The following is a 14,075-nucleotide window of genomic DNA, read 5'->3' as shown; positions in this document are numbered from 1 at the left end:
ATCGTCTGGCAAGGCTGCGCCCGTGATCGGGGATACAATCCCTGTACGAGGGGGCTATTGCCTGCGACCGGCGGCGCTAGCTGCCTTTTCTTGAGCCAAGCAAGCTGCGCTTGCGATCGGGGATGCAATCCCTGTACGAGGGGGCTATTGCCCGCGACCGGCGGCGCTAGCCGCCTTTCCTTGAGCCAAGCAAGCTGCGCTTGCGATCGGGGATGCAATCCCCTCGTACCGGGCCTCTGCCACGCGAAATTTTGAAGGGATATCAGTGTGTCTGGGCTTGGTCGCCTAAGAAGTCGTCTAGGTCTTCTTTATGGAAGCGGTATTTCTCAGCACAGAATTGGCAGTCGGCTTGGATCACGCCTTGCTCGCTTAGAATGTGGCGGATTTCTTCGGCGCCCATAGAGACGATGGCATCCAACGTGCGCTCGCGTGAGCATGAGCAGCCAAATTGCATTGGCTTAGCATCGTACAAGCGTAGCTCTTCTTCGTGGTATAGGCGGTGCAGTAGCTCTTCTGTGGCAAGACCTAAAAGCTCTTCGTCTTTCACGGTCGATGCCAAGTGCACGAAGCGATCCCAAGCATCTTCGTCGCCAGTTTGTGCTTGTTCAGCCGGCAGGCGCTGTAAGAATAAGCCCGCGGCTTGTGAGCCATTGGCGGCTAACCAAACACGGCTTGGCAGCTGCTCTGACTGGTAGAAGTATTGCTCCAGACACTCAGCTAGCGTATCGCCAACCAACTCAACGATACCTTGATAACGACGGCCATTGCGCGGGGCGATGGTGATAACTAGGTAACCGTTCGCCAGTAACTCTTTTAGCGATACTTGCTCAGGGAATGCTTGAGTATCGTCCCACTGGGCGATGCCACGTAGGTTTTTGTGCTCGTCACACTCGGTCATCAAGGCTTTCAGTGGGCCTTCGCCTTTACACTGTAGTGATAACACGCCATCGATTTTGACAATGTCACGCAGCAACGCGATCGCCGCGACGAACTCGCCTAACAAGCGCTCTAGGGCCTCAGGGTATTCTTTACGAGAAATGATGTTTTGGTAGGCATCATTTAATAACACGCGCTCACCACGAACATTGGTGTGGTCGAAGGAGAAGCGTTGGATTTCGTTGATGTTGTTCACAAGGATCACCGTTAGATAATGTATGTGCGTAGTTTAAAACGCGGGGTGAATTTTTGCACCTTATGTGGGGATGGCACGGCAGAAATAAACCCTTAGGCGAAGAAAAGGCGCCTTCATCACCAGTCGCGGGCGCAGATCGGTACGAGGGGATTGCATCCCCGATCGCAAGCGATAGCTTGCTGAGCTCTAGAAAAGGCGGCTGCGCCGCCAATCGCGGGCAATAGCCCCCTCGTACAGAGATTGCATCCCCGATCGCAAGCGCCAGCTTGCTAGATCAAGGGAAGACAGTGATGAGCCTTAGATCACGTAATTCTCATTGCCGCCAGCAGGTTGGTAGGCTTGCGCCGCGTCTTTAAGGCTGGTGGGTTTGGAGAAGTAGTAGCCTTGGAAGCAGCGACAGCCTAAGCATTTGAGGTATTCCAGTTGCTCGGCGGTTTCGACGCCTTCGGCGACAAGGTTGTAGTCGAGGGTTTGGGCGATGTTGACCATGGATTCGACCACCACGCGGGCTTTGGGGTCGTCGAGGCGATTCACAAAGCTGCGGTCGATTTTGATCTCATCCACCGACAAGCGCTGTAAGTGGGCAAAAGAGGTATACCCCGTGCCAAAGTCATCCAGCGACACGCGACAACCGAGCTCACGCAACTCTTCCAGCACTTCGACTTTAGCATCGTCCATATGCACAAAGAAGGTCTCGGTCACTTCCAAGCAAATGCGCTCTGGCGCGACGTTGGCGTAATTTAATGCGCGACGAATGCGTTTGGCGAATTCACTATCGAGCAGCTCCTGAGCGGAAATGTTGATCGACAATACAAAATCGTCCGGCAGGTTATGCTGAGTCAGCGCCGCCAAGGCTTTTTGGATCACCAGCATATCGATTTCTTGGATCAGGTTGGCCTTCTCTGCCACCGGAATGTACACCTCAGGCGAAAGCTTACTTAGACTGTCTGAGGTGGAGCGCAGCAGTGCTTCAGCACCGATCACACGCTGGGCACGGGCATCGTAAAGCGGCATAAACTGCAGGTAAAACTCGTCATTGGCGATGGCACGGCGCAGGGCTTCTTCGACCGTGGCTTTTTGTTTGAGCGGCGCCAGATCTGAATCAGAATACACACGCACAAAATTATTGGGATGGCGTGGCTGATCGATCATAAAGCGCGCCTTTTCAATGGCCGAATGCATCAATTTAGACAAGGCAGGCTGAAACACAAAGCTCGCGCTAGCATCGAGTTTTAAGTGACCAACACCGACCACTTCCACACCTTCGCGGAAAATACGCTCCAGCAAGCTCTCATTGCTCAAGCGCCCTTGCGGACACAGCATCATAAATTCATTGTGACTTAAGCGCACCAAACGCACCGAGTGCGATTGAAACACCGATTGCAGGCGCTGCTTGGTTTTATTCAGCAATTGAGTGTAAATCTTGGTGCCAAAGTGACGCTCTAAGATCGAGGCATTATCAAAGCGGAACAAGTACACCGAGCCATCTGCCTCGGGCGCCAAGCCCTTCACATAATCCTTAATGCCTTGCTCGTTGAGCAAATCCGTATCGGCATCGTACAGCGCCACCCGACGCATGCGCTGCAAGCTGCCTTGGTCGCGCCACGCCAGATGCAATATGCCGCCCACACCGATAAACAACCAAAATGTCAGTAGCCAGTTATTGAGCGTGGCAAGCTCCACCCGATGGCCATCGACCATCAGCTCAGAAATCACCAACTCATAGCGCCCTGGCGTGATCAAGGGCGTTTCATTAAAGGTAATATCCAGCGAGTGAACTTGGCTAAAATCTTTGTCGGCGTCAGCAAACGAGACATCGTGCACATCTTGCCAATCGGTATCGACATCAATACGCGACAGCGGAATATCAAACTGACCGTTCTCTAGGCGCACCGAGTGCAGCTTAAAGCCAGCGTCATTGACGGGCTCCACGGTCGTGCCTTCAAACGGCGTTTTGATCGTCAGACGCAAACCATCGCCGAGGCCAGGCACAGGCGTCATGGTGTCGAAGGTGGCGTGTAGGGTATCGATTTTATTAAAAGAAAAGGCTTGGCCGTCTTCGTCTTGGGGCAAGAGCAACGACAAACCACAGCGGCTGACCCACGACTCTTCGGTGACCACACACGCGGCCATCACATCCGAGCGGTCGCTGCCTACTGAATACGACTCCAATAGAGCCGAACCAATCGGCAATACCCGTGCGTTGTTCACATCGAGCAAGTTGACTTGGTAATGGTTAAACGACGTGCGTGCCCAGATAAACACCAGCGCACTGATAAAACCGATGGTGATGAAAAAGGTACGGTAATTTGTTGGTGAAACCTGTGGCTTACTTTGAGTCGTCATGGGTTCCTATTCACTTTCCGCAAAGAAAGTTAACAAAAAAACAAAAATGTAACATCCGATGTTAACGCCGCCTATAAAAAACAATTAACCTTACCCGACATTGCGAGGCAGCGGAATGCCCTTTAACAGCAAATATATGTCTGAACCGACCATCTAGTGCAAGCTTTTGCTCAAGTCTTAACCAAAAAGCGTCAAACTTTCGTAAAAGCCGTTGAGCATGATCAAGCAAGCGCCCTACATTAACGTCACCGGATCGCGCCGACACTGATCAGCCTCATGCAATTTGCGGAACTTTCTGTTTCATCATCAGCCTAAGCTTGAAATTCACTCGACGCATCCCAACCAAGTTCTATATCTGGAACCCACAACCAACGGAACGTTCTATTATGAAAAAAACTTTAGTCGCAGCGCTCGTCCTTTCTTCTGTCTCTATGGCGCAAGCCGCTGATGTAGCGCTAGACAGCGAAGAGCAAAAGCTAGGTTACTCAATCGGCACCATGTTTGGCAGCCGCATGGCCAACGACTTTGAAGGCCTTGACCTAGAAGCGTTTAAAGCCGGTTTCGAAGACTCGTTTGCAGGCGAAGAGCCACAAATGTCGATGGAAGACATCCAAGCGACCGTACAAGCCTTCCAAATGAAGCAAATGCAAGAAGCCCAAGCAGAGCAAGCCAAAGTCGCTGAAGCAGCAAAAGCACAGTCTGAAGCATGGCTAGAAGAAAAAGCCGACGAAGACGGCGTTAAAGTGACTGACTCTGGCCTAATGTACAAAGTGATCGAAGAAGGTGACGGCGATAAGCCAGCGGCTGAAGACACAGTAACGGTTAACTACGAAGGCAAACTTGTCGACGGCACCGTATTTGACAGCTCTTACGAGCGTGGCGAAGCAACTACCTTCCCACTGAACCAAGTCATCCCAGGCTGGACCGAAGGTGTACAATTGATGTCTGAAGGCGCCACGTACGAATTCTACATCCCATCTGAATTGGCGTACGGCCCTGGCGGCACAGGCCCAATCGGCCCCAACGCAGCGTTACAATTTAAAGTGGAATTGATCGATATCGAAAGCGCTGAGTAAGCCTAGCGTTATCGTTTTCTCTCTTGAAGAAGCCCTCACTGTGAATGCAGCGAGGGCTTTTTTATGTCCGCGTCTTAAGTTACACACGCGCTTCAGAAGTAAACCGGCACAAAAAAGCCAGCACTCGGCTGGCTTTTCAACACTTATCACTTAAACACTAATAACCTAAACACTTAGTTATTCGGGTTAATACCCAGTGCATTCAACGCTTCAAAGGTAATCGAACCGACGGCTAGGCCGTTGTCACCTTGGAACGCGCCCAAAGCTTCCATGGTTTTCTGACCTAGGCGACCGTCTGCAGGGCCGGCTTCGTAACCGCTCTCTTTTAGACGCTGTTGCAGCTGTGCAACAAGGCCGCTGTTCAGATCGTTGTTACACACGGCTTGGCGCATCACCATGCGTGGGCTGCCTTCGTAGACTTGCGTTTGGATCTTACGCGTCTGAGCTGGCACTTGGTAAGGGTTAGCAGAGGCTGGCGTGACGATCTCTTCCACTTCTACTTCTTCCATACGCGGTGCAAGAGAGACTTCAACCACGCGCGCAGGTTGATCCACAACCCATTTGGTCACTTCTTCAAACTTCGCTGGTACCACTTCGACTTTGCTTTGCTCTGGCTGCACCAAGACTTGGACTTTGACCACTTCTTCTTTAGCCGGGATCTCGCGGGCACAGAAGGCCACGCCAGCACCAGGCGTCGAGCATTGCTCTAATACAGTTTGCGCTTCTTCCACGACGACGCGCTTATCACGCTCTTCGTAGACCGCAGGGACTTTGACATAGCGGGTCGTTTCTTCACGCACTAACACACGCTCGGTCACACGCTTGTACGTAGCGGGCTGCAAGCGGTAGGTCACCGTGCCCTCACGGGTCACGACTTTTTTGTAGCCGCGCTTGATCTCAGCCGGCGTCACGTTGATCGTGGTGTGGGAATCTTTTACCGTCACCGATACGGTCTTTTCGACTTTACGCGGTTTGATCTGGCCGTAAACCCAGCATTGGCCTGGCTTCACTTCCATATCCATCGCCGGTGGCGGGGGCGATGACGCTTGAGGGTTCATATTGCTGTCATACGAAATGGTCTCAGCCATCGCGTGGGGCAAGTGTAGCGCAAGCGCCGTTAGCACGGAGCCTAATAACAAACGGTTTTTATTCGTACTCACTGGCGTTTCCTACTGTTATCTTTGCTATACAGGTTGGCTGTGACATTCCATGCCAACGTGATGAATGTAGCGACTCCTGAGCGGCAGCGTCATTTCACTGTCTAAAACAATGTCTAATCACTGCAACAATCTGTCAGGAAATTTTCAAGTGGCGATATTATCGCCACCTCGGGCCAAGAACTCAAGATGCAGCGGGCTTTTCGTAAATTTCTATTTCGACACGACGGTTGGGCTGCAAGCATTCGATCAACTCAGCGTCACGCTGGTCGTCGACACACTCCACCACCGGCATGTTTTCACCCACACCTTTGATCAATAAGTTGTAGTCTTTTTGACCTTGCTCAAGAAAACGCTTACCCACCTCGCGGGCGCGGCGCTCAGACAAGCGCTGATTGGCTTCTTCTGGGCCCAAACGATCGGTATGCCCCGTCACGGTAATCATCGGCTCGTCATAACGGGCCAACAACTCAGCCACGAACTCATCAAGCATGGCTTGGCCCGATGGTTTTAAGCGGTATTCGTTAAACGGAAACAAAACATCACTGGTGAAGCTAAACACTTCCATGCGCGGCTCGATATCACCGGCTTGAGCGATGTATTGCTGATACAGCAAATCACACACACTTTTACGCCAATCGACCTGGCGTAAGCGGCCTTCGGCATCAAACTCCATGCGGTACTGACAGCCCATAAAGCTATCGTAAGAGCGCGGAATACTGACGTTGTAATCCCACACGCTGCCGTCTTCAAGGCTTGAGACACTGTAAGGCTTGCCCAGCCATGAGTTGATATCGCGCTGGCTATCGCCAATCTGGATATTGGGGATAAACATGGCGATGTCTTGGCCATTGTTTTGCTGCAATAAGTCTTGATCAAACTGACTCGCCGACACGATGGCATCATCGTATTTCACGGCTGGGTGTTCGGCCCACGCTTGCAACGACGACAAGGCCAGCCCAACGAATACTGTAAAGGAGAACGCACCAAAGCTTTTCAACATTGCTTCCCTCTTAAGCGCTAGAGTTCGATCCTCTGAATTCGCGCGTCTTTGTCAATTTATTGTATGCCGCTAAGACTACTAAAACTTATGCACTAATGCACCATCTGCAGGCGAAAAGCCCCGATTGACTGACCTACATGCAAGAAATCTGACACTTTGATCGAGCGCGTCAAATACTGCGGCAAAAGCATGCAATGCCTTCCCAGACGCCGAACAGAGGTCTAACCTAAAAATATACCTAGCACACTAAGCAATTGATAAGGAGAGCAAGATGAGTGATTCAAACCAAGACACACAAAATCAGGACACACAGATCATCCGCGCCGGCTCCACTGAAGCCATCCAAGGCCCTGCGGAAAACTTCACCGGCGATGTGCGCATCGACAAGATGTTTTCAGCGCCAAGCCCAGGCCGCACTGGCATGGCGGTGGTTAACTTCGCCCCAGGTGCGCGTACTAACTGGCACACTCATCCTCTCGGCCAAATCCTACTAGTGACCGATGGCGTCGGCTGGCACCAATGTGAAGGTGGCCCAAAAACCGAAATCCGCCCTGGCGACATCATCTGGTGTAACTGTGGCCGCCGCCACTGGCACGGCGCCACCGACACCACCGCCATGCAACACGTGGCGATCAACGAAGCCCAAGACGGCTCGCCGGTCACTTGGATGGAAGCCGTGTCTGATGAAGACTACCTAGCTGGGCCAGTGAAGAAAGATTAAAGCAATTATGAGCTCTTAAAAAATCGCCATGCACCCTCTGCATGGCGATCTTCTTGTAACTAGCGCCACGCTTCTCCTGCCTCCCCCTTATGAGCCCTCACCAACCACCTTGAACAAAATATGCACATTTATTTTGCCTGACAGACATTTTTCTCTTTCATGACATAGCCATAGCTTGACCTATGTGAAAAATTAATGCACAAAGTGCATTCTATCGTGCGCTCCATTGCGCTAAAATCAGCGCCCTCTTATATATACGCTCGCACGCACCAAGGAAGTCATGTTAAAGCGCTTAACACCTCTCGACCAACCTAAAGCCATTTCCTTTCTTGGCTTAGCCCTCTGCCTATTGTTTGCTTTTGGTGAAATTCATTTAGATGACATCAGTAAAAAAGCCGAACAAATCGTCATCCTATTGGGCTTTTACTGTATTTATCGCTATGGCAAAGGCGTAAAAGTCAAAACACCGATGCTGCTATTACTAGCCTCTATTTTGATCCCGCTTATCAGTTGGTCATTAGCTCGCTGGGCCGAGCCTGGCTGGGTCGACGACACACCACAACTGGAAAAGATGGCGCGCTTATTTATCTTTGTGCCCTTGGCGTGGTTTTTGAAAGACGCAGGCAAGCGCGTCTTTATCTTCTGGAGTGTGGCCGCCCTGATGGTGTTGCTCTCCCCTTGGTTAAGCGGTGGCGGCTGGGCTGAAATCACTCGCGGCTGGCATGGCGGTCGTATCGACTATGACCTGCGTAATGCCCAGCATACTGCGCTGTTTTTTGGCTTTGTGGCGATTGGCTTGCTGGCCTTTTTACCGCGTTTATACCGCTGGTATAAACTTAGCCTAATAGTCTGGACGCCTGCGCTAGCGTTTTCTTTATTTACCATCGCTGCTAGTCAGACCCGCGCCTCATGGTTAGCCTTAGCCGCCACTATCTTGGTGACCCTAGTTTACTTTGGCTACACCTTAATCAAAGGTAAGCAAAGCATTAATAAGCGCTGGCTTGGCGTGGCACTTCTGGCCGTACTGGTTATCGCGGTCGCCTTCCAGCAAACTCTTTGGCCAACAATCGAACAGCGCTTATCTAAATCCCGAGATAATCAAGTTGCATTGCAGATTCTAAATGGCGATTTAGATAATATTCCTTACACGAGCTGGGGCATCCGTGCTAATACTTGGATCGCTGCGGGCGAGCACTTCGCCGAGCGCCCGCTCACAGGCTGGGGCGGCCAAGGCCAAGTGATTGCCATTAAGCGTACGGAGTGGCTACCAGACTGGGTTAAAGAACGGTTCGGCCATATGCACAACATCTATATCGCGCTACTGGTGCAATACGGACTGATCGGCTTTATCTTTTATGGTGTCTTCATCGGCTGGATGCTTTCTCGTGTATTAAAACTGGTCGCGCAAAAGCGCCTTAATCAAGATATCGGCTACTTTGCGCTCGGTGCCATGGCCTTTTGGAGCGTCATCGGTATGGCGGAATCTTACTTATTCTTCTGGACAGGGGTACTGTGCATGCAAATCATCTTTGCTGGCCTGATGGCACTTATCTGGCGCGCAGAAGCTAATGAGCTAAAACAGGACGGCCAATGCGCACCCTAGTAGTCGTCCGCGCCCTTAAGACTGGCGGCATGGAGCGTGTCGCCATCAACTTAGCCGATGCCTTTGCGGCAGAGGGCCACGAGAGCCACTTACTGTTTTACAAAAAGCGTGACGATGCCTTTTACCCAGCGCATCCAAGCGTAAAACTACATCAATTTAACGTTAACCATATCTCCTTGGCCGAGCCTTTGAGTTTACTGACCGAGATCGGCGCACGACTGAGTAATCTAGTCTGGCGTAAATCTTACTTCCTGCTCTCTGGTTGGCACGGCGGCAAGCGTCTGCAGCGCGAGATCGCCAAGCTTGAACAGACCTACGGCGCATTTGATCGCATTATCCTTCGCGGTGAAGGCACCTATGAAATGGTCTGGTCGTTTGACCATGAACGCGCCATCTACGTGCTCGAAAACATGATCAACCGCTCCAGCAAAGCTTCCGCTTCTTTGTATGCCAAGCGCGTTAAAGCCTTGTTTCATAACAAACACTTAGCGACCGTCTCTAGCGGCGTGAAGCAACAAGCGCAAGAGCAGCTAAGCCAACACCACGTAGCGCCTAAAAGCCTCAGTGTTATCACCAACCCTTGCCCGATTGATTGCATACGTGAGCAGGCCCTAGCGGCCAAACCTAGCGCTATGCCAGACGGCCCTTATCTTCTTAATGTCGCTAGGCTGGTGCCACAAAAAGGCCAAGACCTACTCCTCGAAGCCTACGCTAAGAGCCAGCAAACTATACCACTGGTGATCGTCGGCAGTGGTAAACTGGAGCAGACACTTAAAGAACAAGCCAAGACCCTCGGCATCGCCGACAAAGTGCACTTCGTCGGCAACCAAGCCAACCCTTATGTGTGGATGAAGCACGCCAGCTTGTTTGTGCTGAGCTCACGGGTAGAAGGCCTAGGCATCGTGCTGTTCGAAGCCCTCGCCTGCGGCACTCCTATTATCTCAGTTGACTGCCAAGGCGGCGTGCGCGATATCTTCAAAGGCGAACTGGAAAACTTCCTCTGCGAACGCACCCCGCAAGCCCTCGCCGATAAAATCGACCAAACCCTCGCCCAAGGCAGCTACCCCATCAAAGAAGCCTGGATCGACGACTTCAAACCCGAGAACGTCGTCAACGCCTTCCTAAAATAACCCCCGACCGACAGGGCAATTACCCGCGATAAAATTCGCAAGTTACGACGCCCTGTACGAGGGGGCTATTGCCCGCGATCGGCAGCAAAGCTGCCCAAGATCAAGCCAAGCAAGCTCGCGCTTGCAATCGGGGATGCAATCCCCTCGTACCGAGCATTGCCCGCGACAAAACTCACAAGCTGCAAAGACCTCTGTACGAGGGGGCTATTGCCCGCGATCGGCAGCGAAGCTGCCCAAGATCAAGCCAAGCAAGCTCGCGCTAGCAATCGGGGATGCAATCCCCTCGTACCAAGCATTGCCCGCGACAAAACTCACAAGCTGCAAGGACCTCTGTACGAGGGGGCTATTGCCCGCGATCGGCAGCAAAGCTGCCCAAGATCAAGCCAAGCAAGCTGCGCTTGCAATCGGGGATGCAATCCCCTCGTACCGAGCATTGCCCGCGACAAAACTCGCAAGATGCGAAGATCTCTGTACGAGGGGGCTATTGCCCGCGATTTGGCAGCAAATCAAACAAACCCATGCTACTCTAATCAAAAGCCCGCCAGGAAGGCAGGCCACAATCAAACCACATCCCGACAACGCAAGGAGCGCACTATGTCGACTTTATTTTTCCATTTCGATGGCACCGGCAACAGCCCACAAGACGCCTTCACACCACCCGATCAACTCTCCAGCATCACCAACGTCCTCAAATCCCACCTACTCCTAGGCGGCCAACTCAAACACCACCAAGGCCTCTCACCACGCCACCTCGACCACAAAACCTTCTACTACCCCGGCATCGGTACCTACGGCAGCTGGCTCGAACAAACCTTCAACGCCGCCTTTGCCGTCGAAGCAGGCCACATCGCCCAGATCCTCAACCGCGCTATGCAAGACTTCCAACAACACTACGACCACACCATAAAGCATATCGTCCTTATCGGCTTTAGCCGCGGTGCCGCTCTCGCCCGCCGCTTCGCCGCCCTGATCACACCACTACTCGACCGCCCCATCATCCTAGAAGCCATCATCGACACCGTCGCCTCCATCGGCTGGCCCAATCTAGACAGCAGCCAACGCCCACACACAGACGTGGTCTTCGAACACGGCCACACACTGCCCGAAGCCGTCCACAAAGCCCTACACCTCGTCGCCCTGGACGAGCAGCGCCTCGCCTTTCGGCCCACGCTACTCAACCATGATGGCCGCGTACTCGAGCTCTGGTTCGCCGGCGTCCACTCGGATGTCGGCGGCGGCTACAGTAAAGACGGCATCGGCGATATCGCCCTACAAACCCTCATTGACTGGATCGAATCCCACACTAATCAGATCAACTACCAAACCGTCCACAGCGTTAAAACCCACACACCAACAAGCAACAACACCCGCTGGAGCGCCCTACTCGCCATCGAGCCCAAACACCTCGGCAAAATCCATTACCAAAACCGCACCCTCACCACTTGGCGTAATCTCACCCTCGCCCCCAGACACTGCTGCGTCCTCGAGCAAGGCCAACCCAGCCAAACCCTCACACCACTCTGGCACCCAAGCGTCGCACAACGCATCCAAAGCCACCTTGACTACCAACCGATTGCCTACAGCCATATACCACCAAAAACCCACCCTCTGTAGGACTGCGCTGCGCGCGGGAAATAGTACTCTCATGTATCGCATCCTACATTTCGCAAATCACCAGACATAAAAAAGCAGGCCTATGACATTCATAGGCCTGCTTTATAAAATTTGATAAACGATTGAGAATTAAAGCCCTTTCTTACCTAACACGACACCCACCGTACGTATCAACGTCTCGAGCTCCAACCAAATACTCCAATGCTTAATATAATAAAGGTCATACATAAGCTTCTGTCGCGCATCTTCAGTATTGGCCCCATAAGGATAAAGCACCTGCGCCCAGCCAGAGATACCAGGGCGAACAAGATGACGCTCATGATAGTAGGGAATCTCTTTTTCATAACCTTCGACCAAGATATCCCATTCCGTACGCGGCCCAAGCAGATGCATATCACCTTTCGCAACATTCCAAAGCTGTGGAAGTTCATCTACACGTGACTTACGCATAAAGTTACCCCAAGGAAAGATACGCGGATCTTCTTCTTGAGTGTATGGGTTGAACTTCGCATTTTCATGCATGCTACGAAATTTCACCGCCATGAAGTTTTCACCGCCAAGCCCAACCCGGCTCTGCTTAAAAAAGATACTACCTGGCGACTGGCGCTTAATGCGAAACACAGATAGGGCCATAACAGGCAATGATACTAAACCTAAAGAAATCACTGCTACCCAATCGACCACACGTTTCGAAAAGTAATTGATAGACGAATAGCTATGCACCTTCTCAAGATAGCTAAGATCACCGCTCTCATAGGGGATATAACACTTACGAAGGAAAGCCTCCATAAATCGATGCAATACAATCAGGCGAACGCCCTTGAGATCCAAGTGCGTTAACTCTTTGATAAGCTTATTGGTTGCCGGCGCTTCCAAGTTAAGTAACAAGTAATCAGGGTTGATAGAAAGAATCTTTTCTTCGATATCATCAGACTCACTCAAGCTAAAGTAACTAAGCTCGACGCCCTGCTGCTCAAGCATTGAGTACTCAAATTCATTGAACTCATAGTGCCGCCCTAACACAGCCACTTGTATTTTAGCCTGTGCGAACTGCCCAGCAAACCGGTTAACCTGAAGCTTGAGTATTAGAACTAGGATCGGTGTCAAAAACACCCAAAGGCTCATAACAACTCGAGAAAACTCCAGCGTTGCTAAGAAAAAGAAAGACAGCACTAGTAGCAAAAAGACATTGAAGACCCAAGTCTTAAAGGTGATTTCAAGCTTTTTGGCAATGGAGCGCTGACTATAGCGACTGTAGCCACCTTGAGCGGCGGTGCTAATAACAAACAGAACTCCGCTGATCATAGCCATCCCAGAGTGGGCTTCAGTCCACATCTTTTGGCTCACTAGAACCTGAATAATAAAAAGTAGTACTGCGGGAATTACCAAATCTACAAGCGCATAAAGTACGGGGACTCTACGAGTTCTAAAACGTTGAAGTGGCGCTGATTTCATTCTTAATCCTAAATAAAGTGTTTTTAGTTCCTAGCATTATTTAGAAGTTACTAATTAATATTAAAGCAAACCTAAAATACGTGCAATCTTTGGGAACTTTGTCCTTAAAATACCATTAAAAGCATAATGACTAAAGTAAAAAACAGCCTTCAAGAAAGGTAAACACTCAACTTCTTTATATAAGCGCCAAGTGTATTTAGCGGCAACTATTTTATTAGATGAAATAGAATCACTCCTTATCCTATACTTCGCTAAAGGCTCAGAGATACCATATGCATAATCAGTTTTCTTTAAAACTCTTAACCATAAACCTAAATCTTGCCGTTTTCGAATAAGTGGCATATCTATTCTCCCAACGAGCTTAGTATCATACATTGCAGTCAAACAGCCTATCGAGCAAACTTTAAGTAAATCTGTGTAAGTTACTTTCTCAGGCACACCAACTTCATCAATGACTGATCCATTTTCATCAATTTTATAATAAGAAGAATAAGAAAATGCCATATTATTTTCTTTCATAAAAGCTATTTGAGTGTCTAGCTTATCAGAATGCCATATATCATCACTATCCAAAAACGCAATATATCGCCCTTTAGCATCCTTCATAGCAGCATTACGAGCAACAGCAGCCCCAGAATTTTCTTGAAGTTTAATCAGCCGAATTCTTGGATCAAGTTTAATATAATAATCTATTAAATCTATAGATTTATCACTAGAGGCATCATCTACTATGATCATCTCCCAGTCTTTATATTTTTGGGATATAACAGACTCTATAGCCTCAGAAATATACAAACTAGAGTTGTAGCATGGAGTAACTATTGAAACAACTGGCATA

11 protein-coding genes are annotated in these 14,075 nt (G+C 50.5%); 5 read left to right on the top strand and 6 right to left on the bottom strand.

The window, feature by feature from the left end; translation table 11 throughout:
* Nucleotides 1-262 precede the first annotated feature (262 nt).
* Together hslO and JQX58_RS08285 are read right to left on the bottom strand one after the other, a co-directional pair.
* On the bottom strand, nucleotides 263-1,132 hold the full coding sequence (gene hslO / locus JQX58_RS08290) for an Hsp33 family molecular chaperone HslO (RefSeq protein ID WP_204146368.1): 870 nt from the start codon (nucleotides 1,130-1,132) through the stop codon (nucleotides 263-265).
* Nucleotides 1,133-1,429: 297 nt separating this feature from the next.
* A complete protein-coding gene (locus tag JQX58_RS08285) occupies nucleotides 1,430-3,478 on the bottom strand; it encodes an EAL domain-containing protein (protein WP_204146367.1) in 2,049 nt (682 codons plus the stop codon).
* Nucleotides 3,479-3,864: 386 nt separating this feature from the next.
* Between JQX58_RS08285 and JQX58_RS08280 the strand changes: the two genes are divergently transcribed.
* Entirely contained in the window at nucleotides 3,865-4,554 is a 690-nt protein-coding gene (locus tag JQX58_RS08280) for an FKBP-type peptidyl-prolyl cis-trans isomerase (RefSeq protein ID WP_204146366.1), read from the top strand.
* 173 nt (nucleotides 4,555-4,727) lie between these two features.
* Here the strand turns inward: JQX58_RS08280 and JQX58_RS15530 are convergent, their stop codons facing one another.
* Complete coding sequence (locus tag JQX58_RS15530; protein WP_204146365.1) at nucleotides 4,728-5,714, bottom strand: peptidoglycan-binding protein; 987 nt, start codon at nucleotides 5,712-5,714, stop codon at nucleotides 4,728-4,730.
* Between the two features lie 181 nt (nucleotides 5,715-5,895).
* The gene (locus JQX58_RS08270; RefSeq protein ID WP_204146364.1) at nucleotides 5,896-6,714 is read right to left on the bottom strand and encodes an OmpA family protein; all 819 of its coding nucleotides are present in this window, start codon (nucleotides 6,712-6,714) and stop codon (nucleotides 5,896-5,898) included.
* Between the two features lie 271 nt (nucleotides 6,715-6,985).
* Here JQX58_RS08270 and JQX58_RS08265 point away from each other — a divergent pair, with 271 nt between their 5' ends.
* From JQX58_RS08265 to JQX58_RS08250, 4 genes are all read left to right on the top strand, one after another.
* Entirely contained in the window at nucleotides 6,986-7,435 is a 450-nt protein-coding gene (locus JQX58_RS08265; protein ID WP_204146363.1) for a (R)-mandelonitrile lyase, read from the top strand.
* A 280-nt stretch (nucleotides 7,436-7,715) separates the two neighbouring features.
* Nucleotides 7,716-9,038 carry an O-antigen ligase family protein gene (locus tag JQX58_RS08260; RefSeq protein WP_204146362.1) on the top strand — a complete coding sequence of 441 codons (1,323 nt, stop codon included), beginning with the start codon at nucleotides 7,716-7,718 and terminating at the stop codon, nucleotides 9,036-9,038.
* Nucleotides 9,026-10,168 (top strand): glycosyltransferase, encoded by a 1,143-nt coding sequence (locus JQX58_RS08255; protein ID WP_204146361.1) that lies wholly within the window; start codon nucleotides 9,026-9,028, stop codon nucleotides 10,166-10,168. Before JQX58_RS08260 ends, JQX58_RS08255 begins: the two co-directional genes overlap by 13 nt.
* A 594-nt stretch (nucleotides 10,169-10,762) precedes the next feature.
* The gene (locus tag JQX58_RS08250; RefSeq protein ID WP_204146360.1) at nucleotides 10,763-11,782 is read left to right on the top strand and encodes a phospholipase effector Tle1 domain-containing protein; all 1,020 of its coding nucleotides are present in this window, start codon (nucleotides 10,763-10,765) and stop codon (nucleotides 11,780-11,782) included.
* A 129-nt stretch (nucleotides 11,783-11,911) separates the two neighbouring features.
* Here JQX58_RS08250 and JQX58_RS08245 read toward each other — a convergent pair whose 3' ends face one another.
* Together JQX58_RS08245 and JQX58_RS08240 are read right to left on the bottom strand one after the other, a co-directional pair.
* Nucleotides 11,912-13,237, bottom strand: coding sequence for an exopolysaccharide biosynthesis polyprenyl glycosylphosphotransferase (locus JQX58_RS08245; protein ID WP_204146359.1), 1,326 nt, complete (start codon nucleotides 13,235-13,237; stop codon nucleotides 11,912-11,914).
* A 60-nt stretch (nucleotides 13,238-13,297) separates the two neighbouring features.
* A complete protein-coding gene (locus tag JQX58_RS08240; RefSeq protein WP_204146358.1) occupies nucleotides 13,298-14,074 on the bottom strand; it encodes a glycosyltransferase family 2 protein in 777 nt (258 codons plus the stop codon).
* Between the last annotated feature and the right edge of the window lies 1 nt (nucleotide 14,075).

Source organism: Marinomonas ostreistagni, from assembly GCF_016888445.1.
Taxonomy (GTDB): Bacteria; Pseudomonadota; Gammaproteobacteria; order Pseudomonadales; family Marinomonadaceae; genus Marinomonas; species Marinomonas ostreistagni.
This window is presented reverse-complemented; position numbering and strand designations above follow the sequence as displayed.